Annotated in this window: 21 protein-coding genes; 9 read left to right on the forward strand and 12 right to left on the reverse strand. The window is 30.7% G+C overall.

The genetic code is table 11. The features are described 5' to 3' along the window. Positions 1-93 precede the first annotated feature (93 nt). Positions 94-1,338 carry an ornithine--oxo-acid transaminase gene (gene rocD / locus G6042_RS03995; protein ID WP_169523024.1) on the forward strand — a complete coding sequence of 415 codons (1,245 nt, stop codon included), beginning with the start codon at positions 94-96 and terminating at the stop codon, positions 1,336-1,338. Between the two features lie 81 nt (positions 1,339-1,419). On the opposite strand, the gene G6042_RS04000 is transcribed toward rocD, so the two are convergent. Both G6042_RS04000 and G6042_RS04005 read right to left on the reverse strand, forming a co-directional pair. After that, positions 1,420-1,773: a CCC motif membrane protein gene (locus G6042_RS04000; protein WP_169523025.1), complete on the reverse strand. Its 354-nt coding sequence runs from the start codon at positions 1,771-1,773 to the stop codon at positions 1,420-1,422. A gap of 16 nt (positions 1,774-1,789) precedes the next feature. Then, positions 1,790-2,068, reverse strand: a complete 279-nt coding sequence (locus G6042_RS04005) for a DUF2752 domain-containing protein (protein ID WP_169523026.1) — start codon at positions 2,066-2,068, stop codon at positions 1,790-1,792. A gap of 98 nt (positions 2,069-2,166) precedes the next feature. On the opposite strand from G6042_RS04005, the gene G6042_RS04010 reads away from it, so the two are divergent. Further along, positions 2,167-2,706, forward strand: a complete 540-nt coding sequence (locus tag G6042_RS04010; protein ID WP_169523027.1) for a Smr/MutS family protein — start codon at positions 2,167-2,169, stop codon at positions 2,704-2,706. A gap of 72 nt (positions 2,707-2,778) precedes the next feature. Here G6042_RS04010 and G6042_RS04015 read toward each other — a convergent pair whose 3' ends face one another. Beyond that, on the reverse strand, positions 2,779-3,129 hold the full coding sequence (locus G6042_RS04015; RefSeq protein WP_169523028.1) for a hypothetical protein: 351 nt from the start codon (positions 3,127-3,129) through the stop codon (positions 2,779-2,781). 294 nt (positions 3,130-3,423) lie between these two features. Here G6042_RS04015 and G6042_RS04020 point away from each other — a divergent pair, with 294 nt between their 5' ends. The 4 genes from G6042_RS04020 (at position 3,424) to G6042_RS04035 (ending at position 6,292) form a co-directional block, all read left to right on the forward strand. Next, a complete protein-coding gene (locus G6042_RS04020) occupies positions 3,424-3,756 on the forward strand; it encodes a ribonuclease Z (RefSeq protein ID WP_169523029.1) in 333 nt (110 codons plus the stop codon). A gap of 9 nt (positions 3,757-3,765) precedes the next feature. Next, positions 3,766-4,674 (forward strand): ribonuclease Z, encoded by a 909-nt coding sequence (locus tag G6042_RS04025; protein WP_169523030.1) that lies wholly within the window; start codon positions 3,766-3,768, stop codon positions 4,672-4,674. A 203-nt stretch (positions 4,675-4,877) separates the two neighbouring features. Beyond that, positions 4,878-5,522, forward strand: a complete 645-nt coding sequence (gene pdxH, locus G6042_RS04030; protein ID WP_169523031.1) for a pyridoxamine 5'-phosphate oxidase — start codon at positions 4,878-4,880, stop codon at positions 5,520-5,522. Positions 5,523-5,803: 281 nt separating this feature from the next. Continuing rightward, positions 5,804-6,292 carry a CAP domain-containing protein gene (locus G6042_RS04035; RefSeq protein WP_235933186.1) on the forward strand — a complete coding sequence of 163 codons (489 nt, stop codon included), beginning with the start codon at positions 5,804-5,806 and terminating at the stop codon, positions 6,290-6,292. Positions 6,293-6,359: 67 nt separating this feature from the next. Here G6042_RS04035 and G6042_RS04040 read toward each other — a convergent pair whose 3' ends face one another. Continuing rightward, positions 6,360-6,950, reverse strand: coding sequence for a 3'-5' exonuclease (locus tag G6042_RS04040; RefSeq protein WP_169523033.1), 591 nt, complete (start codon positions 6,948-6,950; stop codon positions 6,360-6,362). Then, a complete protein-coding gene (locus G6042_RS04045) occupies positions 6,950-8,863 on the reverse strand; it encodes a DUF294 nucleotidyltransferase-like domain-containing protein (protein ID WP_169523034.1) in 1,914 nt (637 codons plus the stop codon). The genes G6042_RS04040 and G6042_RS04045 overlap by 1 nt, the downstream gene beginning before the upstream one ends. A 490-nt stretch (positions 8,864-9,353) precedes the next feature. On the opposite strand from G6042_RS04045, the gene G6042_RS04050 reads away from it, so the two are divergent. Next, entirely contained in the window at positions 9,354-10,973 is a 1,620-nt protein-coding gene (locus tag G6042_RS04050) for a T9SS type A sorting domain-containing protein (RefSeq protein WP_169523035.1), read from the forward strand. 56 nt (positions 10,974-11,029) lie between these two features. Here G6042_RS04050 and G6042_RS04055 read toward each other — a convergent pair whose 3' ends face one another. The 6 genes from G6042_RS04055 to G6042_RS04080 form a co-directional block, all read right to left on the reverse strand. Beyond that, positions 11,030-14,929, reverse strand: coding sequence for a DUF2194 domain-containing protein (locus G6042_RS04055; RefSeq protein ID WP_169523036.1), 3,900 nt, complete (start codon positions 14,927-14,929; stop codon positions 11,030-11,032). After that, positions 14,926-16,902 (reverse strand): hypothetical protein, encoded by a 1,977-nt coding sequence (locus G6042_RS04060; protein ID WP_169523037.1) that lies wholly within the window; start codon positions 16,900-16,902, stop codon positions 14,926-14,928. Before G6042_RS04060 ends, G6042_RS04055 begins: the two co-directional genes overlap by 4 nt. Further along, positions 16,899-17,708, reverse strand: a complete 810-nt coding sequence (locus G6042_RS04065; protein ID WP_169523038.1) for an endo alpha-1,4 polygalactosaminidase — start codon at positions 17,706-17,708, stop codon at positions 16,899-16,901. Before G6042_RS04065 ends, G6042_RS04060 begins: the two co-directional genes overlap by 4 nt. After that, positions 17,695-19,305, reverse strand: a complete 1,611-nt coding sequence (locus tag G6042_RS04070) for a hypothetical protein (protein ID WP_169523039.1) — start codon at positions 19,303-19,305, stop codon at positions 17,695-17,697. The genes G6042_RS04065 and G6042_RS04070 overlap by 14 nt, the downstream gene beginning before the upstream one ends. A 52-nt stretch (positions 19,306-19,357) precedes the next feature. Continuing rightward, positions 19,358-20,902 (reverse strand): GT4 family glycosyltransferase PelF, encoded by a 1,545-nt coding sequence (gene pelF / locus G6042_RS04075; RefSeq protein WP_169523040.1) that lies wholly within the window; start codon positions 20,900-20,902, stop codon positions 19,358-19,360. A gap of 266 nt (positions 20,903-21,168) precedes the next feature. After that, entirely contained in the window at positions 21,169-22,698 is a 1,530-nt protein-coding gene (locus G6042_RS04080; protein ID WP_169523041.1) for a DEAD/DEAH box helicase, read from the reverse strand. A 119-nt stretch (positions 22,699-22,817) separates the two neighbouring features. Between G6042_RS04080 and G6042_RS04085 the strand changes: the two genes are divergently transcribed. Together G6042_RS04085 and G6042_RS04090 are read left to right on the forward strand one after the other, a co-directional pair. Continuing rightward, on the forward strand, positions 22,818-23,102 hold the full coding sequence (locus G6042_RS04085; protein WP_169523042.1) for a DUF3817 domain-containing protein: 285 nt from the start codon (positions 22,818-22,820) through the stop codon (positions 23,100-23,102). Further along, positions 23,095-24,345 carry a mechanosensitive ion channel family protein gene (locus tag G6042_RS04090; protein WP_169523043.1) on the forward strand — a complete coding sequence of 417 codons (1,251 nt, stop codon included), beginning with the start codon at positions 23,095-23,097 and terminating at the stop codon, positions 24,343-24,345. Before G6042_RS04085 ends, G6042_RS04090 begins: the two co-directional genes overlap by 8 nt. Here G6042_RS04090 and G6042_RS04095 read toward each other — a convergent pair. After that, positions 24,342-24,731 (reverse strand): acyl-CoA thioesterase, encoded by a 390-nt coding sequence (locus tag G6042_RS04095; protein WP_169523044.1) that lies wholly within the window; start codon positions 24,729-24,731, stop codon positions 24,342-24,344. The two genes, G6042_RS04090 and G6042_RS04095, sit on opposite strands and share 4 nt — an antisense overlap. Between the last annotated feature and the right edge of the window lie 119 nt (positions 24,732-24,850).

The following is a 24,850-nucleotide window of genomic DNA, read 5'->3' on the forward strand; positions in this document are numbered from 1 at the left end:
ATTGGCATTTAATTTTACTACTTTTGTTATCAAGGGATGATTTCTCTCCATTAAGAAGGAATTGATATTACAGAATTAAAATTACAAAAAACAATGTCAGTTTTAGAAAAATTAACTTCCGCCGATGCTATTGCATTAGAAGACAAATATGGTGCGCACAATTATCATCCGCTACCAGTAGTATTGAGTAGAGGTGAAGGTGTGTATGTTTGGGATGTTGAAGGAAAGAAATACTACGATTTTCTTTCGGCTTATTCGGCAGTAAATCAAGGTCATTGCCATCCAAAAATTGTTGGAGCTATGATTAATCAAGCACAAACGTTAACCTTAACTTCTCGTGCTTTTTACAACGACAAACTTGGTGTTTATGAAGAATTCATCACAAACTATTTTGGTTTTGACAAAGTTCTTCCAATGAATACTGGAGCAGAAGCAGTAGAAACGGCTTTGAAAATCTCCAGAAAATGGGCGTATGAGAAGAAAGGAATTCAGGAAAACCAAGCACAAATCATTGTTTGTGAAGGTAATTTCCACGGAAGAACAACCACTATCATTTCGTTTTCTAATGATGAAAATGCTAGAAAGAATTTTGGTCCATACACCGAAGGATTTATAAGAATTCCATATAATGACATCGATGCTCTAGAAAAAGCACTTCAATCGTCAAACAATATTGCCGGATTTTTAGTTGAACCTATTCAAGGTGAAGCTGGCGTTTATGTTCCAAATGATGGTTATTTGGCAAAAGCAAAAGCATTGTGTGAAGCGAATAACGTTTTATTCATTGCCGATGAAGTTCAAACAGGAATTGCTCGTACTGGAAAATTATTAGCCGTTCATCACGAAAATGTGCAACCTGATGTTTTAATTTTAGGGAAAGCCGTTTCTGGTGGCGTTTATCCAGTTTCTGCCGTTTTGGCCAATGACGAAATCATGAATGTGATTAAACCAGGACAACACGGTTCAACTTTTGGTGGAAATCCAGTTGCGGCTGCAGTTGCCATTGCGGCATTGGAAGTTGTAAAAGATGAAAACCTTGCTGAAAACGCAGAACGATTAGGAGCAATTTTCAGAGAAAAAATAGGAGAGTTTGTTACTAATTCAAACATTGCAACGCTTGTTCGCGGAAAAGGTTTGTTGAATGCCATTGTGATTAACGATACTGAAGAAAGCGATACGGCTTGGAATATCTGTATGAAATTAGCAGAGAATGGTTTACTAGCAAAACCAACGCATGGAAACATTATTCGTTTTGCTCCGCCATTAGTTATGAACGAGGAACAATTACTTGATTGTGTTTCGATTATCATTAATACGTTAAAGGAATTTGAGAAGTAAAAACTCAAATTCATTAGAAATAATAAAACCGTCTCGTTATAACAACAAGACGGTTTTTCTTTAGGGTTAAAATTGAAAATACTATTTGTTTTGCATTTGTCTAATTAACTCCATAAGTTGCTGTTGTTGCTCAACATCTTTTCCAGTAACTTTCATGTAGATATAATAAATTAAAGACAATACACTTAGTGCTAAACCTACATAATTCACGATTTTCCATGTGTTTAAACTTCCGCTAATGTATTGCTCTGGATTTTCTGCGTATATTTTTTCTGCTTTATTTGCTAAAAAAATTCCTATTCCAGATAAAATAACTCCTAGAATTCCACTAGTACAACAACAACCTACATACGATAATATTCCTAAAATCATTACAGCTTGTTCGTTGGGAAGCTTTTGTTTACCTTCAAAATTGTTAAAGTTTGATTGTTCCATAAAATAAAAGATATAGTTAATAATTGGTTACACGATAAAAATAGGAAACAACCATAATTACAGCATTGGTTACAGCTAAACCAATAATTGCTTTTTGGTAGTTTCGAGATTTGTCAATAAAATGAAGTGCTAAAACAATAAAAAATAAAAGCGTTGTAAAAATGGCAGGAAACATATTAAAAGCGCCAACAAAATCGCCTTTGAGTAAAAGCATCAATGAACGCTGTGTTCCACAACCGAAACATTCGATGCCAAAAAGTTTTTTGTTCATGCAAGGCAACATATATTCTTCCATTGCTACTTTCTTTTAAAGAAAGAACAAGTTTACAAATTATTTTTTCAATAAAAAATGGTATCGCTGTAAAGTTTCTTATTTTTGAAATAAAAAAAAGCATGTTTCAAGTTGGTGATAAAGTTTCAGTTTTAGATGATGATATCGATGGAGTAGTGGTTTCTATTAAAAATCAAGAAGTTACTATTGATACTTCGGATGGATTTTTGTTGACTTTTCAAGCAAATGAATTAATTAAAATTGGAAATTCAGCAGAAATTGATTTTAATTTCAGCAAAGCCAAAGTTATTAGCGAAAAAGAAATTCCAAAGCCAAACTATATCAATAAGGAGAAAAAATCCAAAAAGGAAGTTCCTGTTCCTGATTTTGATTTACACATTGAAAAATTAGTGAAAAACTATAAATCAATGAGTAACTATGAAATTTTAACCATTCAAACGGAAACTGCTAAAAAGCATATCGATTTTGCTATCAGAAACCGAATTCCAAAAATTGTTCTAATTCACGGTGTTGGCGATGGTGTTCTTAAATCGGAAATTAATTTTATGCTTGGTCGATATGATGGTGTTACGTTTCAAGATGCTAATTATCAAAAATATGGTCTTGGCGCAACAGAAGTGTATTTCAAGCAAAACAAATAAAAAAAATCCCGAGTACCAATCGGGATTTTCATTTTCCAAAAACTAACTAATTATAATAAATTAAATTTATCCTTAAGCTACGCTGCTTTCTTGACCAACGATTTTTTTCAATACTGTTTTGATTAATACTTTGTTAGTAGTAATTCCAGAGTTGATTAATTGTTTTCTACCAAATGATAAAGTAGCTGGTTTATCATTTGAAGTTTTGTTTACACTTCCAACGAACCAAACCGCAAATTCAGTAGTTGTTGCAGCAACAGAATTTTCAGTAGAAACCATTTCTGTAGTTGGTTCAACAATAGAAACTTCATTTTTAGTTTCTTGACCAAATACAGTTGAAGTTGATAAAAACATAACTACAAATAAAACAAATAAAGTAACGATTGAGTTTCTTTTTGAAGTATTTGTGTTTGTTGTTGTCATATCTTTTGTTTTAGTTTCTGTTTTAATTCTGAACCAAAACTACGTCGATGATGCAACGAGGTGAAAATTTTTCGATAATTAACTCTAAAAGTCGTTTAAACGACAAAATCAACAATATCAAGGGTTTTGAGCGTTTTTTTAGTGCAGTTCATCTATAAAATGTTAAAAAAACGTGTATTTCATCGGTGAAATTCCAATAATTTCTATGAACTGCGCAAATCAAAATAGAAACTACTTTTAAAAACATAGAAAATGGTATTTTCTTAGTAAATTGCGTCATAATATATTTGTCACATGAAAGTAGATCAAAAAGGACACACCACTACTATAAAGAATACGCAGTATAAAACCGCTGAATTCATAACTAAACTTACGCATGAATACAACAGCTTTAAAAATCAAAACCTTATAATTGATTTATCGACTGATAAAGAAATTGTTATGGAAGATGTAAAATCGTTTTCAGAATTAATAAAGAAACACAAAAAGAATAAAAAATCATTCGTATTAGTAACCGATTCTATTGATTTCAACAAAGTTCCAAGCAGTATAACATTAGTTCCAACGCTTCTTGAAGCTCACGATATAATTGAAATGGAAGAAATAGAACGCGATTTAGGTTTCTAAAAAACAACCATGAAGTTAACAATATTAGGTTGCTATGCGGCAACACCACGAACCATTACCAATCCAACATCGCAGGTTTTAGAAATTAAAAACCGAATGTTTCTTATCGATTGTGGCGAAGGAACTCAAGTGCAACTTCGCAAAAACAAAATCAAATTCTCATCCATTAATCATATATTTATTTCCCATCTTCATGGCGATCATTTCTATGGATTAGTAGGTTTGATTTCAACGTTTATGCTACTAAATCGTCAAACCGATTTGCACATTCACGGACCAAAAGGCATCAAAGAAATCATTTTATTGCAACTAAAATATTCTAATTCTTATACTGGTTACAATTTATATTTCCACGAATTAAGCGCTACCAAAAGCGAAATCATTTTTGAAGACGAAAAAGTAATCGTAAAAACCATTCCGCTAAAACACCGAATTTATACCAACGGATTTTTATTTCAGGAAAAAATTGGTGAACGAAAACTAAACATTGACGAAGTTCAAAAACACAACATCGAAACCTGTTATTTTCAAAACATAAAAAACGGAAAAGACATTACGCTCGACAACGGAACGATTATACCTAATGCCAAATTGACTTTTGATCCGCCAAAACCAAAAAGTTATGCCTTTTGTAGCGATACGATGTATGACGAAACTATAATTCCGATAATTCAAAACGCTGATATTCTGTATCACGAAACCACTTTTCTTGAAACCGAAGCTGATAAAGCCCAAAAAACTATGCACAGCACCGCAAAAGAAGCCGCAAAAATTGCCCAACTTGCCAATATAAAACATTTGATTTTAGGACATTACAGCACGCGATATGACAATATTGAACTGTTTAAAGAAGAAGCACAAACCATTTTTGAAAATGTAACATTAGCAGACGACGGAAAAACATTTGATTTCAATTAATTCATTTTGAAGCGAATCGTTCGAACTTTTTTGTAAACGTAATTCCTGCTGTTCGTTTCAATCTGTCATTGCGAGGAACGAAGCAATCTCATAATCAAACCTTGGAGAAGCAATGACAGGATTTTCACTTCCATCAGGGCTAGTTGAAAAACCATTTTATAATCAGGAAACTTAGTAACTTAGCAACATCAAATCATAAGTCAATGAAAGATTTAAGCAACTATAGAAAATCATACGAAAAGAGCGAACTTCTTGAAACTAATATTCCCGAAGATCCAATCAATCTTTTCAACCGTTGGTTTCACGAAACCGAAGATTTTAGCAACATAGAAGAAGTCAACGCCATGACGGTTTCAACCATTGGTTTAGACGGATTTCCAAAAAGTAGAGTAGTGCTACTTAAAAAATTCAACGAAGAAGGTTTTATTTTCTACACTAATTATAATTCCGAAAAAGGAAAAGCAATACTAAACAACCCAAACGTTTGTTTGTCTTTTTTTTGGCACAGTATGGAACGACAAATTATTATTAAAGGTATCGCCGAAAAAACATCAGCAACAATTTCCGATAATTATTTTGCTTCTCGACCAGATGGAAGTAAACTTGGCGCAATAGTTTCGCCACAAAGTGAAGTCATTCCATCCAGAGAATTTTTAGACACAAAATTAAAAGAGTTAGAAAAGGAATTTGAAAGTAAAGAAATACCAAGACCAGAAAATTGGGGTGGATTTTTAATTCGACCGATAGAAGTAGAGTTTTGGCAAGGAAGAGCAAATCGACTTCACGATCGAATTAGATATAAACTCGAAGACAATTTCAATTGGAAAATTGATCGATTATCTCCTTAAAATGAAATCAAACCACTTTTTAAGTGGTTTTTTTAATTTTTGCTACTAATGAATGTATGCGTTTTTCATTTAATTTGTAAGTTTATTATATCTTAAAAGTATTAAATTGTGCATTTAATCGATTTTATTTGTATTTTAAACGATAATTGATGTAAGTTTGACATACCAAATCTACAACAACACGTTCTTACAATAAAAATTTAAAGATTAGATTATTTTAAAGTGTTTGCCCCAACATCTACTTTATTAAACTTAACCTACTAACTACTATGAAATCAAAAATGTTTAGAGCATTGTTGATATTATCAATTGTGTTCACTACCGTATCTTGTTCATCAGACTCATCTGAAGAAGTTTCAACTCAAGAAGCTGTTGAAGTAAACTATGCTTACAATCAGACTGAATCAAGAATTGTGGAATTAATCAATAATCATAGAGAAAGCATAGGATTAAATCCATTAGAAGTTATCAATTACATTTCTATAAAATCAGAAGGTCACAACGAGTACATGATTGAAAAACAATCTATCAGTCATGACGGTTTTCAACAGCGTTCTCAAAATATTATTCAGGTTTTAGGAGCTGAAAAAGTAGCTGAAAATGTTGCTTACAACTATGCTACAGCAGAAAGTGTTGTTGCCGCTTGGAAAAATAGTCCTGGACACAGAGCTAATATAGAAGGTGATTTTACACACTTTGGAATATCTGTTTCAGTAGATGAAGCAACTGGAAAAAAATATTACACGAATATATTCATGAAAGAAAAATAGTTTGATTATTGTTTTGTTTGATTTTGACAGATCACTTTAAAAACTCATCCATAAACGGTGAGTTTTTTTATTTAAAACCGAGTTTTGATTTTAATTTTAAAAACAATAATGCAATCGAATAAGCTTCATCAAGAGCAAAATTTCTTTCGCTTTGTGGAATTTTATACGCGTTTTTCAATTCTTCTAATGAAAATGATTTATTAGTAATATCATACAGTTTTTGATGCATTATTTCAATATCCAAAGCCTCGTTTTTTAGTTTGCCACATTCCATTTTTTCCAAAACTTCATTAATCATTTCAATATCAAAATGAATTCGATGACCAACTAAGGTTGCGCTTCCAATATATTTTATAAATTCTTCAATAGCAAGCGGTTCAGCAAACTTGGGTAATTTGCTTTCCATTAAAAAATCGTTAGACAAACCATTGTCATGCAAGTATTTATATTGTAAAATAACCAATTCCAATGTATCATTTACACGAATAACATCTTCGGTAATACCAATGGCACCAAAGGAAAGAATAACATCTTTTTTGGGATTTAAACCTGTTGTTTCGGTGTTTAAAATAACGTATCGATTTGATTTATTTTCAAATTCTGCTACGTAATTCTTCCAAAATTCAGGATAGTTTTTGCTTTTTATCCAATCAAACATTATGAAAACTGTGTTAGTTGAAAACGATCTTTAATTAATTCTTCTAATTCTTTCATTGGAACCAAAGCTGCTTTGATTTTTTCACGATCAATTTTTGTTAACTCATCAATATTAATGAATTGTCCCGTTGAATCATTTTTTAAACCTTCGAGCGTTCTGTATTTGGATAAAACTTGAAAAGCTTCTGCACAGCTAAGATATATTTCAGAATATTTTGGATCTGCCATAGCCAATTGCTTAAATCTTAAATAGGTATTGTTTACACCTTTGATTTGCATACTCAAAATAAGCAATCGAGCACCATCGATTAAAGGCATAATTGCTTTGGTTTTAATGTCAAATTTCCCTTTGTTTTCGCCTTCTTCTTCGAGGTTGAATTTTTTAAAGAAATTAAGCGGTGGATTTTTTCGTAAAGTATCGTTTCCTAAATAGTCAAAGAAAAGATTGTTGTTTTTTACATTATTAAAAATAACTTCAGTTAAAGCATCTTCAATTTTATTTTCGCCAAAAACGATTTCATAATCAAAGAAAATACTACTCATTTCATCGGTAATTTCACCTGGAGTTTTCATCCAATTGTTGTATTGTTTTACCCAGTCAGTCAATGATTTACACCAAGTCATATTACTTGCCATATGACCATTTGGACAATATAAAAAACCAACTTTCTCTAGAATAGTAGTCACTCTTTTTGAAAGCTTTATAAAATAATCTTTTACATCTCTGTATTTATCGGCAGCAACATCTTCAAATATCAAAATACTGTCTTGATCAGTCAATAAAAGTTGTTCTTTTCTACCTTGACTTCCAATGCTTAACCAAGCAAATCGTGCTGGTGGCGAACCTAAATCGAGTATAGCCAATTCAATTGCACGTTTGTTTATTGCTGAGATTATTTCGCCTGAAATATTATAAATATGTGCTAACGGAATATTTTTTGCAATTGAAGATTGAATTAAATCGGTTAGTTTTTCTCGAACTTGTTTCAATTCTTTTGGCGTTAAAGCACGTTTAATTTCTCTAACCAAAACGCCTGGATTATTGGATTGAGCAACAACCAAATCGTGTTCAGAAATTACACCTTTAACATCAGATTTATCAGAACCATCAACGGTTACGCAAAGATGACTAACGCTGTGTTTTAGCAACATTAATTGCGCTTCGGCTACAGAAACATTCTCAGAAACCGTAACAACAGGCGATGACATAATTTTATCAACAGTAGAAATAAGGGGAAATCTTCCGTTGGCAATTTTGCTCCTAAAATCGGTATCAGTTACAATTCCGATGGGAAAATTCTCTTCAATAACAATAACACTATTGCTTAAATTATCTGTCATCAATTGGGCAACATCTTTCACAACAGCTTTTGACGCAATTTTTAAAGGAGTTTTATTATAGCTCAATGACTGAAAATATTGAATTTCTCCAGAAGTTTGATCGGAATAAATAGTATCAGTGATTAAATTTCCTCGTTTTTCTTTATCAAATGAATTTCTTGTATTAGAAGCAAAACTTTCTAAAAGAAAATCAAGCACATTTGGATTTTGTGATACAAAAGGTTTGAATATTTTAATAGGAATTGCATAAACTATGCTGTCTTCGCGAGCTTTTGCTGTCATCATATAATTGTTTTTAGCAAAAAACGGACGCAAACCAAAAACATCTCCGGCATAACATTTATTAAGCATTGTTTCTTCGGCATCAGCAATGAATGACAAATGAATAACACCAGAAGCTACAACATAAAAACTTTCGTGTAATTTATCTTCAATTTTAAACAACGTTTTGTTTTTTTCAAGCATTATGACGCCAATGCTGTTGCTAACTTCAACGAGTTCGTCATGGCTTAAATAATTAAACGGTGCGTATTCTTTTAAAAATATGGCAATATTTTCTGCAATTGTATTCATGGATTTGCTAAAAATTATTTTACAAAAATAAGGAATGTTATCGTGCTAAAATTATTTCTTTTTTAAAATTTATGAGAAATAGTTAAGAGTGGTTTTTGTATTTTCTATTTTACATAATATAAATTATAGTTCATATTTATTTGTATTCTTTATTGGTAACTAATTCCATTTCACGACATTTTAATTTTTATAATATCAGAATAATTTGCACAATATAATTCTAAAAATACAGTTATAAACACTTGAAACAAAGAATGTTAATAACTTTATTGATGTGAAATTATGTTTTTAACTACAAAACAGTTCTTTTTTGTAAGTATAATTATCAAAAATTAATAGAAATACGCATTTCATCGATTTTTACAACATTTTTTTACACTTAAACGATAAAAGTTGCACTTAAACTATTTAGATTTGTCAAATCACTTTCAGTCCCCAAATCTAGAAAGTGATAAAGTATAAAAAATTAAAAACTAAAACCTACACGATTATGAGAAGAGTTTTTACAACATTAGTTTTATTTTTTGCTTTATTAGCAAATTCACAGAACACTACTGTGAACTACACTGTATCTACAGAAAATTTTCCAAATCCAGAAAGAGGATTTTATCACCACAAAGAAACTAGAGCTTCAAATTATTCGCTCTTAACTCAAAGTAGTTTAGCAAATTACAGAACGAATGAAAAAATCACTTTGATTTTGCGTTTGTATTATTTGGATCAATTTTTAACGTCTCCAATTTCGCAAACTTTTTTAGATAACATTACTACCGACATGACAAGAACTAGAAATGCTGGAATTAAATGTATTTTGAGATTTGCATATTCTAGCTCAACAACATTAGGACAACGCGATGCTTCAAAAGCGCAGATTTTATCTCACATTCAACAATTAACTCCAATTTTTAATGCTAATAGTGATATCATTACTGCTGTTCAAGCTGGTTTTATTGGAACGTATGGTGAATGGTATTATACTGATCATTTTGGAATGAATCCAACTACCGCTGATTATGCAAATCGCCGAGAAGTTGTTGATGCATTGCTAACTGCATTACCTTCTTCTATTAAAATTCAAGTTAGAACTCCAAAATTAAAACAAAGGCTTTTCAACTCGACTGTTGCTTTAACTCAGTCTCAATATTTCAACAACATTGCAGGTTCACGTGTTGGACATCATAATGATTGTTTTCTTTCTGATGCTTCAGATGTTGGAACTTATACTAATATTGCAACAGAGTATCCATATTTAACACAAGAAACTAAGTTCGTTCCAATGGGCGGAGAATCATGTGATTTTGATCCAAATCGTTCTACTTGTAATGTTGGAACTTCAGAAATGGCACTTTTTCATTGGTCATATATGAATATTGACTATTATCCTGAAGTAATTGATGGATTTGAAGACAATAATTGTTTAAATGACATCAAGAAAAAATTGGGTTATCGTTATGAATTAGTTTCGGGAACTTTTCCAAATACAGTTTCATCTAACGGTTTATTGAATATTGCTCTTACTATAAAAAACACCGGATTTGCATCGGTTTATAATGACAGAACTGCTTACATCGTTTTGAAAAATACAGTAACAAATCAAACCTATTCGTTGCCATTGGCTTCTAATCCAAAGCTTTGGTTAGATACGAATGTAATTCCGATTAACGAGCAATTAACGTTACCAAATGACATTGTTCCAGGTAATTATCAAATGTATTTGCATTTACCAGATAAAAGTGCAACTATTAGCGCAAGACCAGAATATGCAATTCGTTTAGCCAATGAAAACACATGGGAAGCAACAACAGGTTACAATAAATTGAACCATACTTTAAATGTTACTCAAGCTCTTTCTGTAGCTGATAATACTAGAATTAACCCAGTAATTTATCCAGTTCCAGCAAATGATGAACTGATTGTAGAAATGGAAAATATCTCAGATTTTAAAGTAACATTATACAATACTTTAGGTCAAAACTTCAACATTTCTTCAAATGAAATAGCTGGAAATAAATTGAGTTTAAATACGCAAAGTCTTTCTGATGGTGTTTATTTACTTCGTTTTGAAAACGGAAATATCGTTGACACTAAAAGAATTATCGTGAAACACTAATTGTTAAAAATACCTACACTAAAATCGGAGTTGAGAATTATTTTAGCTCCGATTTTTTATTTCGCTTGCTTTTTCTTTAAACTATGTTTAATTCCAAGTTGAACCGCATTAGAATAATACAATGATTGAACGAAGACTTCTACTCCAACGTTAATTTCGGTATAATCAAAAAGTAAATAATTTAATGTTCCTGTATATCGCTGAAATTTATCACTAAAGTCATCTAAGAAGTACGAACCTTCAACTCTTATATTGAAATCATCGGTATCTTTTCCAAATTTAGCTGCCATTCCACCGCCATAATAAAATCGGTCGTCAATTACCCAATATGGATAACCAAAGCGTAAAAAATAAGCATACTCACTTTTAAATGAACCTTGAGAACGAGATGATTCTATAAACGGTAGAATTTTCAGTTTCTTGTCAACGCCATCATCATAAAATACTTTTCCAGTAATTGAACCTTCATAAGTATCGCCTGTAACAACATAAGTATCTTCAGTACTACTTGGATTGTAATAATTTCCTTCTAGCGAAAGATTAGCATTTAAAAATCCAAATAAATAAACGTCTTGGTAATAATTCAACTGAAATCTATAAATACTTTTACTATGTGCGCCACCAGTTTCTGCAGGTGCAATTTTAAATATCAATGAGCTGAAATTCTTTTCTTTAGACAAATTTATTCCCGATGAAAATTGGAAAAATGCCTTACTTTGATTGCTATATTCTAATCGTCCTGATGTCCAGTAATTCAGTTTATTTTCTTTAACTGCTCGAGTGAATTTATACTCAATTCCATAAACATCATGCGTTAAATTGTGCAATTCATCTTTAATGTCAAAATCTAACTCATACATTTTACTGAACGTTGCACCAAAAGAATGAATGTTCTGTTTTTTGTCGAAAACATTATACGAAAATGAATTTTTTACCGCAGAATTTAATTCTCTGTTGGTTTCTAACGAACTGTCCAATTTTAGAAAATCACCATACTTTTTTCGGTCATTTTTCATGATTTCTTTCAAAACTTCAGGATAAAACAACTCTACGTGATTTTCAACCAAATCCAATTGCAGATTTCGTTCTTCATAAATTACATCTTTGTTGTAACTAGCGCGCAAAATTTCTTTTTCTTCAAAACTATCAGGCAACGAATTGGCAATTATCCATGCGTTTTTAAATTTTCCAGTATCACTATAATAAGTACTCATCAAAGCTTTTGCCTTATAATCATTTGGATTTTTCTCGATATGATTAGTGTATTCATTTACCAGTAAATCATTTTCTTTAGCTTCAATTAACCAATTCATTTTGCTAAGAAAATCAATTTCTGGAGAAAAACTTGACCATTCATAAGCTTTCAAATACATTTTCTCCTCGGCATACAACCAAGCAATTGATGATGCTAAGTTTTCATAATCAGCCGATGGAGTAATGTTTTCTAGTAATTTCAAAGCCGCTTTTGGATCATAAGCCAATAGAAACTCAAGATACTTTAGCATCGTTTCTTGAGAACTATCAATTTTAATTAAATTCTCTAACGCAAACTTGATGTGTTCTTTATTTTCTTCAGAATTGTAGCTTTCAATATAATCGGTTAGAATGGATTTATCATTTGGTTTTGCATACATCTGCATTCGTAGCCATTTTTCTCTTTCGGCTTCGGTTGGATAATAAGCAACTTCACTTAAACTGGCTGAATACATAATATTTTCTGTCGTTGGATATTTTGCAATATGAGAATCAAGCATTTTCCAAACGTCATTTCCTTTTTCTTCCCAAGTCATGTATGTTGCATATTTGTTCCAAGTTGCAGCATCAATTTTAGCTTCAGAAAGCATTTTTTGTTTCAGCGCAGCGATTTCCTTTTTTAAATCTTCTTCGGATGTATCAACATAAGTTTGCTCGATTTTAAAATCTTGCATTTTTGTATTGAAAATAGCATAATCTTGTCTTACTGCTTTTTGAATAGCTGCTAAAGCATTGATTTCTAATGTCGATTTATGAAATAAGTCAATCATTTTTAGTTTCGATTTATTGGTATAAACCGAATATAAATTTCCTTCTAAATAAGGTGTTTTTCTATAAATTGCACCTTCATTTTTTAGTTGAGCTTCTATCCTACTTGCGTTTTCATTACTTCCGTATAAAAACCAATATTGTTTTTCTGTGATTGATTCTTCGTTATTTAATTCTTGTACCAAATATTCGCCATTACCCGATTCATGACTAAATTTTGAAGCACGCCAGTCATTTATCAAATAACTTCCATCTGTTCCTTCTACAAAACGTAACTGTGGATAACGTTGTTTCATGTCTTTAATAATTCCTCTAAAAGCTGGATACATTGCGCGATTAGAATTCTTAGTTTTATGCCAACCTAAAGCATCAGTATTTCTAAGTGCATAATTTCCTTGGCTGATATTTTTTTCGCCCGGAATTTGAAAAACATCATCAGGATGAACAAAATGTATCCAAATTCCAGTGTATAAATAAACCGAATTTAGCGCAAAATTGGCTTCTTCTTTTAGATAAAAACCGCTGGCAGTTCTAGGAATATCGTATAATTTTGGTTCTAATGCATCAAAATCAAATTCACGATTTCCTCCATCTTTGTATTCTCCGTTATAAATACTACACATGAATTTAATCGATGGCATTCCTTTCACCAATTGATGTAAACCTGTTTTGTCAATAACATTGGATGGCGGAACATAAATTGATGGCAAAGTACCAAAACCGTTAATTCGCCATTTTTTTTCGGCTGAAGCCAATGATAAACGCATGAATTCTGGGTTTTTCCATTCGCTTTGAACCAATGAAACGTGATTATAACCGTGAAAACCTAATTCGTGACCATTTTTTAGAATATCTTTTGATAACCAATTACTTAAAACTTGATTTTGACCATTGATAGATGCTTTTTTTCCATCCCATTGATTGAATAAAAATGGCGGTTGAATATTGTTGTCATAATCAAAAGTGGTTAACGCAACATATTTTATATCAAATTCATCTGCAAGTTTAACCATATCTGGCCACCAAGTTTTATACACATAATCCGATAGATTTTGTTTCAATTCCGAGGCAATTGGTTCTTGCATTACATCATATAAAGGCGAAGGAAAATCGTCAAGATGAACGGTGTTTACATTGGCAATTGGATAAGGAATTGCTTCTAAACCTTTTAAAATTCCCGAGAATAATAAACCTCTATCAGCTTTTTCATTATAATTTGTTGTATTATAAAAGATTACTTTTCCGTTTCCAATTTTGTTTTCGGTAATTAATGGATAGTATTCGTTGTTAGCAGCTGTAGCAAAAACTTTCACATTTTCGTTGAAATTATTTCTTTTTAGTCCAAAGAAAATAATGTCTTTTGAGAACTTTTTACCACTATAACCTGGCAACATTGGGATTTTAAAATTATATCCAGCCGAAGCCACATCGATGTTCATATCGGCAGTTGGTTTTAAGCCAATTAAAAACGAAAATCGTGAATCTTCACTATTATAAGGTAAATATAACGTTCCGCCTTTAGCAATAAAATCAATGATTTTTTCTATTGTTGATGTACTAACTTTTTTAGTATTGTAAAATCCAAGAACACGTGTGGTTTCAAAAATTTCTGCGCCAGTATTCCATTCGTTTAACGAAACACTTTTTATGGGCATTTTAGTATAATCGCATACTTTTTTAATGTGATTAAATGTTTTAACATTCTCTAAATCATTGTTATCTACAACAAATTGTATAACCGGCGGATTATTTGGCGATTCATTAGTATAACGTCTTAATTCTCTTTCGTCATTATTAGAATTAAAGAAATCAAATTCATCTGTATTGGATAATTTTTCCAATTTTCCACAACTTGTTACTAAAAGAATTATCAATAAAAGTGACAGTTTTTTTAGTGATTGTAAGGCGTTTATATTTTGATTTAACTTTATCATATTTTGAAAATTAAGTCATTAATTCGAGCTTCATTTGGTTTGTTTATTATTTCATAAACATCAAAAACTTCGTTACTATAAATTACGTTTATTTTTCGACCTCTTTTCTTTAAGGTGTTTATTTGTTGTAGAATTTCTCCCGAAATATTATAGCTATCATCAAGCGATGTTATTGTTTCTGATTTTTGCTTGTAAACAAAAACGATGACACTTTTTGGCAATACATTATCAGGATTTTTAATAAAGTATTCTTTGTTTTTTAAGTTTTTAAAATACAGCGAATCTTTTTCTAGATAGTTGTCTAAAAACGCATCATAATTGATGAAAAAATGCTGATTTGTACTAATAGAATGCGCTGCATAATCGTTTACAACCGCATAAGAAAAAGAGAAAAATTCGCTAGAAATATTTTCATAAGCATCTAAAATCTTTCGAGCTGTAGCATCTGATTGTTTTAATTTTGCAAACTCAGGTTGCTGAAAATAGATTGCTCCAAATGATAACGATGCAATGGTAACCACAGCAAAATAAGGTTTTACAACCATTACTTTTTTATACAACGGATATAAAATTCTCAGTACAACAGCTACTGCAATCCCAATAAATATTGGAATGTAAACGGCAATGGCTTGTTTTGTCATTTCTCTATCCAACCATTGATTGTTAACATTACTCAACAGAATTAGAAATATAAAAAGGATCAAAAACGTAAATGATTCCCGCCAATTTTCTTTAAATCCATAAGTCATTACCAATAAAAAGACGATTAATCCAACCGAAATTACAAGATAATAACTCATCAAAAGATTGTATGGTACTATTAAATGAGGAAAATAGGTATAAGAACTCGCAGCAATCAAACTCGAATTGATAAATAGCTCAAAGTCATAACCAAGATAGTAACATTCTAATCCATAGATAGTTGCTAAAATAATTATTGAAAGTAAAAATGCTTTTAGAACAATTAAATTATAAGAATTATATAATCGCTTTGAAAATATAAATCCAATCACTAAAAATGGTAAAACCAATATTAATAAGGTAAAAATATCAATTAAACCAATGGCAATAAATGCAAAAATATAGTTCAATAAATAATTTCGTTTACTACATTTTAAAAGACTTGGATTTAAGTAATAAACCATCGCTGGAATAGCCAATGAAAGTGCCAAAAACATTGGTTTGTGCTGTAAAATATAAGAAATATTGATTGGCGAAAGCACATAACATAAAGCAAAAAACAGACAAGCTACGATTGGTGCAATTATCCTTGAAGCTGTTATTTTACTAACACTCCAAAAAATAAGAATTCCAATCAATACCGATTCAATAATTCCCATAGATTCAAGTGCTATTTCGGGAGAAATACTTGATATTTTACTGTAAAAATTGATTAAAGCCAATTCGCCAACAGGTGTTACACCATTATAAAACCAGCGTTGTCTATCAAAATCAATTACAGTTTCTAGCTCTAAAATCCATAAATTGGACAAAGCATAAAGATCATATTTTGTAAAATAATAGCGACTGAAAAAAGTTATAAAACCTAAAACTGCCAACAATGGCAACATCCAAAGACGTTTTGCTCTAGTTTTGGAATTGGTTTTTGTACTGATATAGTAAGACCAACTTTTTTTTAGCTCTACATTTTTAATAAGCTCAAATGTTTTTTGTTTTATTTTCCTGGAACTAAACGCTAATGATTTTCCTATCAATCGAATACCTAAATAGTCAATAACAATAAATAAACTAAATAAAACTATTGTGTTGAACAAATTGTAAATTCCTAATTGAACCAATACAAAAAGTAAAATAGTTAGCAAACTTCCATATTTAAACCACTGATTTGCAATAAAATCAAAGATATTTTCTTGTTTATGGTAATTGATAAATTTTCTGTTCAAATAAAACAATACCAAAACCAATAGACAAAGTCTAAAAAAACCTAATGCTATAGTTGATGAATATATCATTTCTTGTAATTTGGTAGGGTTTGTAAATCAATTTTTCCAATAAAATAGTCTAATTTGTATTTAGCTAATCGCAATGCTATTTTGTCATACAACGCTTTAGTATCGGCATATTCTACTAAAATAAACTTGGTATTGTATTTCGTTTTTAATGAATCTATTCGGTTAATGTAGGTATCAAATTCTTGTTTGTTTCGTAAACCATACTTTTTATCTTTAAAAGTATAACTGCTCGCCACTGACTCTACTACTACTCCATCAATATACTTATGGGTATTTTCTAATAATTCTAAACCTGCATTTTGATAAAAAACTTTGTTTGGAAATTTAGCAGCAATAATTTTTAGAAATTCTATAGCTTCTTTTTTATCCTCTTTTTGTGGTCCAAACTGAGTGAAATTATCTAAATTATCAAGAAACATTCCATCAAAACCTTTATCAAAAGCTTCTGTCATTAGTTGTAATAAAACTTCTTTTGTTTTTTCTGATTTTAAATCTAAATAATGACTATCCCAATTATTGTTTTTACCTAATGTTATGTTCTTTAATTTTTTATAGTGTTTAGCTTGACTATTTACTTCACCTAAACTGATATAAGCTAAAACCTGTTTATTGTCTTTTTTTAATTGCTTAATTTCGGTTAAATTAAAATGAAATGGCTCAATAATGACTTGATTATAATTTTTAACTAATGCTGTATTGAACTTTCCGTAACAAAATAAAACAGTGCTTTTGTCTTCATTTTTACTGAAAGTTCCTGGTATCAAAACGGATGGCAATAACCAAAGAAAGAATTTAATAGGCTGCATAATAATAGTAATCAAGATTATTAAAAAACTTTCTGCTTTCTACAAAAGTATAACACATATAAAACACTGAACCACAAAACATTCCGATAACGCTGTACTCATAAGAAACAAATCTACTCAGAATAAACCCAACTACTACATTTATAACACAAGCCAATATAATTCCTTTTACTGGAATATCTGGTCGTCCTAAAGTAAACATATACAACGAATTAAGCATTCCCCAAGCCAAAAAGAAATATCCTATTCCAGCGATTATACAAACTCGAATACTAACAGCATCTAGACTTTGATTGAATTGTCCTTTATAACCCCAAGAAGCCGTAATGATGTAATAAATTAAAATGGAAATCAAAACACAGGTTAATACTAGCAATAATATACTATGCCAGTACATTTTTATAAACTGTTTGTTGAACTTTTCTGGCGTATCAAATGAGGTGATTTTTTGACCTATATCAAGAAATTTCGTAAACGAAACAATACTATATTCCAAAACTCCAGTCATTAGAAGAAAAACTAAAATGGCCAAATCCATTCCTAATTCATAATCTTTTTCAAAATAGACAATTAGCGGTAATTTCCCTTCTGTATCTGATGTCCAAGCTAGAATTCTATCAATAAAGATGAAAATATAAACAGCCGTTCCGTAGAAAAAATACTTGTAGTTTTGATACAATAAAATTGGTGTTTTAAATCGAATATTGGTATGATTTTGGTTTTTCTTTATTTTAAATTTGAAAAAGAAAATCAAGAAAAGAAACGAAATTAATATTGCACAAGATATTCCAATCCAATGGGTTACATAAATTAGAAGTGTTGTTTTTTCCTTAGCAAAAACTGCCAAAGCTGTTCCAGCCAAAATCGCTACCGAAATTACCCAGCGTTGTTTAATTGTATGCAATGGTGCAAAAACCAATAGTAATAAACCTATTAGAAATGCATAGGTAAAAATAACCAGCAATACATTAAACGGAAATAAATGAAAAAAGATATTGAAAAATGAAATAACAAAAATGACAAATAATAAACTCTTTCCACCTTTTCTTATCAAATAAAAGATGGTTTCTTTTGCCATTTGATAATCTTCATAATTCCAATAAAAAGTAGCTTGTCTTCCAATAACTTGAACAAATCCACCAGTTACAATAAGTCCAACCATTACACCAAGTACAACTGCTGTTGATTGAATTTCGTTAAAACCAATGTAAGTCCAAAGCGAATAACCAAATAAAATAATGGCAGCAATTTGAAGAAATACAGGAAGTAAATGAAGTATTCCTAAAGGATAATGTTTTGCAAAAAGTCGCGCCTTTACATGAACATAATCCGAAACTTGAATGGTTTCATGTTTCTCAATATCTTCTTTTTCTTTACTATTTTTTAATTCTGAATAATCGGCAAGTGAATTTATTTCTTTAAAAATATAATCTGCCAAAGATTTTATCGATTCAAAACCGTAATCGCTTGGAACATCAATATCTCTAATTCCTAAAGATTCTATAGTAGCAATAACTACCCTGGAACTTACAGGTTTGCCGATTTTATCTTTGACGCTTTGCATCAAAAATTCAGTGTTTTCGTAGTGGTTTTTCATTGTAGATTGGTTAGGGCAAATATAAATGAAAACTCCTTAATTTACAGAGCTATTATGAAGCTTCTTGCGCTTCTCCAATTTCCATTTGAGCAAAAATTGGGTGTGGCGTTTGAACATCTTTTCGAGACATTACTTTCTCATAAGCATATTCGTATCCTTTGATGAACTTATTAATCGTGAAATTTTCTACAACTTTTCTACGAGCATTTGCTCCCATTTGTTTTCTCAACAATTCGTTTTGAAGCAATTCCACTACTCTTTTTCCAATTTCAACGTGGTCTTTTGGTTTACAAATAAATCCACAAGATGAATCTAACGCTTCAGAAACTCCACCAACATCAGTAGCAACAACTGGAATTCCACAACTCATCGATTCGATAACTGTATATGGAAAACCTTCAGAAATTGAGGTTAAAATTGAAATATCGCCTTCACAGAAAATTTTACTTGGTTCTGCATGAAAACCAGCCAATTTGAAATTATCTTTTAAACCAAGTTCGGCGATAAGTTTATTACATTCTCTAGTATATTCTGGAACGGCTTCATTATCTCCATAAACCAAATATTGAACATTTGGAATTGATTTTTTAACTTCTGCACATGAACGTATCATAGTTAGAATGTCTTTTAATTCAAATATTCTTGCAGCAGAAACAACCGTTGGAACATCTTTTGTTCGTTCTGGTTTTGGAGCAGGAACAAATACATTATGATCAACTCCGTTATAAATCACATCAATTTTATCAGGATTTGCACCATACATTTTTTCCCAACTCATGTTGAATTTATTTACCGAAAGTATAACGTCAGCTTTGTAATATACTAATTCTGTGATGCTTTCAGAAAAACGAATTAATAATTTTTTCAAGAAAAATGAATACTCCGATGTGTTGATTGCAATTAATCGTTCTCTAATGAAAACACCATGTTCTGTAGCAATTATTGGCGTATCATATTTATATTTTAAAACCAATGCAGGAATTACTGGAAAACCCGAGATTGTTAAATGTGAAATATCAGCTTTTGGAACATCAATTGATATTGGTATCAAGAAACGATAAATCCAACGCATTCCTAGTGTTAAATCATATAAAGTAGCTTGCTCATTATCTTTTGAAATGATTTCTTTTACTAATGAACAAAACGATTTCCAAACTGATTCGTGAAGCATTGTTTTTTTGTAATCGTGAGTTTGAAAATAATTCCACATGTTGTAGATGATAACATCAAAATCAGCAGCAACTCTTGTGTCTGAATAAATACTTTTGATTAATTTTTCGAATATTGGAATAAATTTCTCTACAATATCCTTATCGTCTGAACGCTCTTTTGTTTTTACTATTTTATGAAATTTTTTGCCATAATTAACCATTTCTTGTGGTTCAAGCGGCGACCATAGCGGAACTTGTATTACATTTTTAACACTTTCGCTCAATTTGTATTTTGGCTCAACTTCAAAAGCTGCGTTAATGGAATATAAGTCGAAGTTTGCATTTTTAACTTCATTACATAACATGTGTGACCAAGTAGAAACTCCTCCGCCGTTAAATGGATAAGTACCTTCAAGAATCAATAATACGTCATATTTATTTTCCATGATATTTGATTTTTTTAGTGTAAAAAAAATGTCCGTTTTATAGTAATAATAAAAACTTAAACTTTTAACATTTAATTACATGACAAATTTATTTCGAAATCAAAAAGAATTGTTATTTCTGACAATATATCTGTTAAAACCAAAAATAATATCGACGAAATGCATTTACGTGAAAAATATATCGATGTAAAACATCGTTACTATTATTTCAACTAGAATATAACGCTGTTTTATTAAAAAAAAGGTGTTTTTCAATAGATTGATTATTAGAGATTTAGTTTTTCTCTAAATTTTTTACCTATGGCTAGGCTTAGCTTTTGTTTGTAGTCTTCTATTAACCATTCGCGGTAATTCTTACTGGTTTTGCCTAAACAGTTGATGAATTGCTTCACACGACTTTCTATATCGTCGAAAAGAAGTTTTGAAAGCATTCGAGCTTCATAGAGTTCGTCGGCATTATCAACACACATTGCGGCATGTTGATCGATAGATTTATCCATAACTACTTTGGAACGAAGATTTTGCTTTGTGATAATCTTAAATTCTTCTTCTACATCAAAACTAATGTCAGTGGAATTTTTAAATTTTTCTCTAACAGCTTCGGGCATTTGATAGTTGAAGTTTCTTTCGATTTCGGCATCATCTCTTAAATTCTCCAAATAATATTCTGGGTTTTTAAAAATATGTTGCCAATCAACCGGTTCATTCCAAAGTCCAAAACGCAACGCATTGTTTCCTAAATCAATAATTGAAAACTCTGATTTGTTAGGTAATTTTCTCGAACCGCGACCAATCATTTGGAAATAAAGTGTTAACGATTTTGTTGCTCGATTAAGAATAATCGTTTCAACTGTTGGTTCATCAAAACCTGTGGTTAAAATTCCAACTGAAGTTAAAATGGCATCGGGTGTCTTTTTAAACCATGCCAGTATATCTTTTCTATCTTCATTGGAAGTCGTATTATCCAAATGTTTTATTGGATATCCAGCTTCTTTAAAAGTATCATACACGTATAGCGAAGTGTTAATGCCGTTATTGAAAATTAGCGTTTTTTTACCCAATGATTTTTCGGTATATGCATGCAACAATTTTTCTTGCATAATCATGTTCATATACAAATCATCGGAAGATTTAACGGTGTAATCGCCATTTATTCCAACTTTTAACGAAGTTAACCCAACATCATAACTGTAAGTTGTTGCTCTTGCTAAAAATCCTTGGTCAATAAGCGTTTGAATAGTATCACCAACGATTAATTCTGAGTAATTTTGATACATTGGCAACTTGATATTTGAGCTCAATGGAGTTGCTGTTACACCAAGTATAAAGGAGTTTTTAAACGATTTTAATAATTTTCTAAACGAATTATAATGTGCTTCATCGATAATTACCAAACCAACATTATCAATCAACAGCTTTTCATCGTTTAACCTATTTTTCAAGGTTTCAACCATAGCTACAAAACAAGAATATTCATCTTGATCGGGCAATTCTTTGATATTGCTATTGATTATTTTGTTTTTTACACCAAAACTTTTTAGCATTTTTGAGGTTTGTTTACAAAGCTCAATTCGATGGGTTAAAACAACTACTTTTTTATTGTGTTTGGATAAATAGCGTCTAACAATTTCCGAAAAAATTACCGTTTTTCCGCCACCAGTTGGCAATTGATACAATAAATGATAATTATTTGGCGCGTTATCAAGTCGGTCAAATATCTTGTCAATATCTTTAACCTGATAAGCATAGAGTTCTTTTTTATCTTCTATTTCCGAAATAATATCGCTTTTTGACATCTGGTTTTTGCTAATTTGCAAAAGTACTACTAAAAATCATTTTAATTTTCGTCTGTTAAAAAATTAACTATTTTATTATATTCAAAAAACATTAAATAGCTTTGCTAAAATTTTTAATTATGATAAGATTGTTCAAATTCGTTGCTATAGCCGAAGGTATTTCGTATTTGGTTTTATTTTTTAACATGTTAGTAATCAAACCTACAAACATAGATTTGTATAAAAATTTACTTTTCCCAATTGGAATGGCACACGGAATATTGTTTATCGCTTATGTACTTTTGGCTTTTCTGATAAAAAAAGAACAAAATTGGAGTTTTAAAGATTTAGCAATCGTTCAATTGGCTTCACTCCTACCTTTTGCTACCTTTTATATTGAAAAAAAATATGTAAAAAATGCATAATCTACTCGAGAAATTATACGGTTGGAGTTATCCATTACTGAAAAAACTTGACTTAGGCGAAACCTTTTCGGCTTATGCAAGTTTGACTATCAATATCGTTTTGCTATGTACGATTGCCTATTTTATTTTTCAGTTATTTCGATATTTTTTAGTTAGAGCAATGATTGTCATTGCCCGAAAATCAAAAACTAGATTTGATGATTTTTTGGTTACAAACAAAACGGCCAAATACATTTCTCATTTAATTCCGTTACTTTTTATTTATAAATCGGTTCCAGTAATACTAAAGAATTTTGTTTATTGGGAAGGCATTTTTGGTAAGCTTGTTGGTATTTATATTGTGATATTAAGTTTATGGATTATCAAAACCATTTTTAATGCACTTCGCGATTATTTAAAGCAAAATCCGTCTTATAGAGACAAACCAATTGACAGCTATATTCAAGTGATAATGATCGTGTTATGGATTTTTGGTTTCTTTATAATTGTTTCCAAAATCTTTGACATCAACACCGGAAGAATGCTTGGTGCTTTTGGAGCAATTTCGGCTATTATCATATTGATTTTTAGAGATACAATTTTGGGTTTTGTAGCTAGTGTTCAAGTTTCGCTAAACGATATGGTTCGAATTGGCGATTGGATAACTTTTGACAAATTTGGTGCCGATGGCGACGTAATCGAAATCAACCTTGCTACTGTAAAAGTTAGAAATTTTGACAATACAACAACTACAATTCCAACCTACAGTATGATTTCGGATTCGTTTAGAAACTGGCGCGGAATGATTAATTCTCCCGGAAGAAGAATAAAAAGACATATTTTAATTAAAGCTACAAGCATTCGTTTCTTAAAAGAAGATGAATTAGAAGAATTGAAAAAAATACAATTAATTACAACCTACATAACACACAGGCAAAACGAAATCAATAAGTTCAATACCATAAATAAAATTGATAAATCTATTTCAATTAATGGTAGAAATATGACAAACTTTGGGCTTTTTAGAAAATATATTTCTAATTATCTACAAAATCATCCCGGACTTAATAAGAATATGATGCTAATGTGCAGACAGTTACAACCAACTTCACAAGGAATTCCTTTGGAAATATATGCCTTTTCAAGTGATAAACGCTGGGAAAACTACGAACATATAATGTCTGATATTTTTGATCATGTTATTGCGTCAATTCCCTATTTTGATTTAGAAATTTATGAATTAACTTCAGATAAATTCAACTAATCCGTCAATCTATCTTTTACATATTCTATTTGAGTTTTTCCGTGTGCTTTTGGTTTTCCATCTTCACCAAGACTTACCATTGTTATAGTTTCAATCGAAATAATTATTTCTCTTGTCATCATGTTTCTAACTTGACAGGTTAAAGTTATAGACGAATTGCCAAATTTTACCACATCAATTCCAATCTCTACAATATCACCTTGTCTAGCCGAACTTCTAAAATTAATTTCCGACATGTGTTTGGTTACAATTTTAGGATTTTGAAGTTGAATGATTGAATACAAAGCCAATTCTTCGTCTATCCAAGCTAATAATCTACCGCCAAAAAGTGTACTGTTTGGGTTTAAATCTTCGGGTTTTACCCATTTTCTAGTGTGAAATCTCATTTCTATTTTTTTTTTCAAATTTACTATTAGATTATGGATTACAATTGTTTTTTACAAAATCTTAACCGAAAACCTTTTCGTTACATCTTTACTAAAATCTACAGAAAAAATAATCTAAA

Origin of the sequence: Flavobacterium solisilvae (assembly GCF_012911605.1) — a bacterium.
Taxonomy (GTDB): Bacteria; Bacteroidota; Bacteroidia; order Flavobacteriales; family Flavobacteriaceae; genus Flavobacterium; species Flavobacterium solisilvae.

What these genes read in the sequence shown, in the direction of transcription:
- G6042_RS04040 (WP_169523033.1), bottom strand. Translation starts at nt 6,950, where the DNA reads ATGTTTGATTGGATAAAAAGCAAAAACTATCCTGAATTTTGGAAGAAT.
- G6042_RS04005 (WP_169523026.1), bottom strand. Translation starts at nt 2,068, where the DNA reads ATGGAAGAATATATGTTGCCTTGCATGAACAAAAAACTTTTTGGCATC.
- G6042_RS04050 (WP_169523035.1), top strand. Translation starts at nt 9,354, where the DNA reads ATGAGAAGAGTTTTTACAACATTAGTTTTATTTTTTGCTTTATTAGCA.
- G6042_RS04045 (WP_169523034.1), bottom strand. Translation starts at nt 8,863, where the DNA reads ATGAATACAATTGCAGAAAATATTGCCATATTTTTAAAAGAATACGCA.
- G6042_RS04065 (WP_169523038.1), bottom strand. Translation starts at nt 17,708, where the DNA reads ATGCAGCCTATTAAATTCTTTCTTTGGTTATTGCCATCCGTTTTGATA.
- G6042_RS04020 (WP_169523029.1), top strand. Translation starts at nt 3,424, where the DNA reads ATGAAAGTAGATCAAAAAGGACACACCACTACTATAAAGAATACGCAG.
- G6042_RS04090 (WP_169523043.1), top strand. Translation starts at nt 23,095, where the DNA reads ATGCATAATCTACTCGAGAAATTATACGGTTGGAGTTATCCATTACTG.
- G6042_RS04000 (WP_169523025.1), bottom strand. Translation starts at nt 1,773, where the DNA reads ATGGAACAATCAAACTTTAACAATTTTGAAGGTAAACAAAAGCTTCCC.
- G6042_RS04025 (WP_169523030.1), top strand. Translation starts at nt 3,766, where the DNA reads ATGAAGTTAACAATATTAGGTTGCTATGCGGCAACACCACGAACCATT.
- G6042_RS04070 (WP_169523039.1), bottom strand. Translation starts at nt 19,305, where the DNA reads ATGAAAAACCACTACGAAAACACTGAATTTTTGATGCAAAGCGTCAAA.
- pelF (WP_169523040.1), bottom strand. Translation starts at nt 20,902, where the DNA reads ATGGAAAATAAATATGACGTATTATTGATTCTTGAAGGTACTTATCCA.
- G6042_RS04060 (WP_169523037.1), bottom strand. Translation starts at nt 16,902, where the DNA reads ATGATATATTCATCAACTATAGCATTAGGTTTTTTTAGACTTTGTCTA.
- G6042_RS04095 (WP_169523044.1), bottom strand. Translation starts at nt 24,731, where the DNA reads ATGAGATTTCACACTAGAAAATGGGTAAAACCCGAAGATTTAAACCCA.
- G6042_RS04010 (WP_169523027.1), top strand. Translation starts at nt 2,167, where the DNA reads ATGTTTCAAGTTGGTGATAAAGTTTCAGTTTTAGATGATGATATCGAT.
- G6042_RS04055 (WP_169523036.1), bottom strand. Translation starts at nt 14,929, where the DNA reads ATGATAAAGTTAAATCAAAATATAAACGCCTTACAATCACTAAAAAAA.
- G6042_RS04035 (WP_235933186.1), top strand. Translation starts at nt 5,804, where the DNA reads ATGTTTAGAGCATTGTTGATATTATCAATTGTGTTCACTACCGTATCT.
- G6042_RS04085 (WP_169523042.1), top strand. Translation starts at nt 22,818, where the DNA reads ATGATAAGATTGTTCAAATTCGTTGCTATAGCCGAAGGTATTTCGTAT.
- rocD (WP_169523024.1), top strand. Translation starts at nt 94, where the DNA reads ATGTCAGTTTTAGAAAAATTAACTTCCGCCGATGCTATTGCATTAGAA.
- pdxH (WP_169523031.1), top strand. Translation starts at nt 4,878, where the DNA reads ATGAAAGATTTAAGCAACTATAGAAAATCATACGAAAAGAGCGAACTT.
- G6042_RS04015 (WP_169523028.1), bottom strand. Translation starts at nt 3,129, where the DNA reads ATGACAACAACAAACACAAATACTTCAAAAAGAAACTCAATCGTTACT.
- G6042_RS04080 (WP_169523041.1), bottom strand. Translation starts at nt 22,698, where the DNA reads ATGTCAAAAAGCGATATTATTTCGGAAATAGAAGATAAAAAAGAACTC.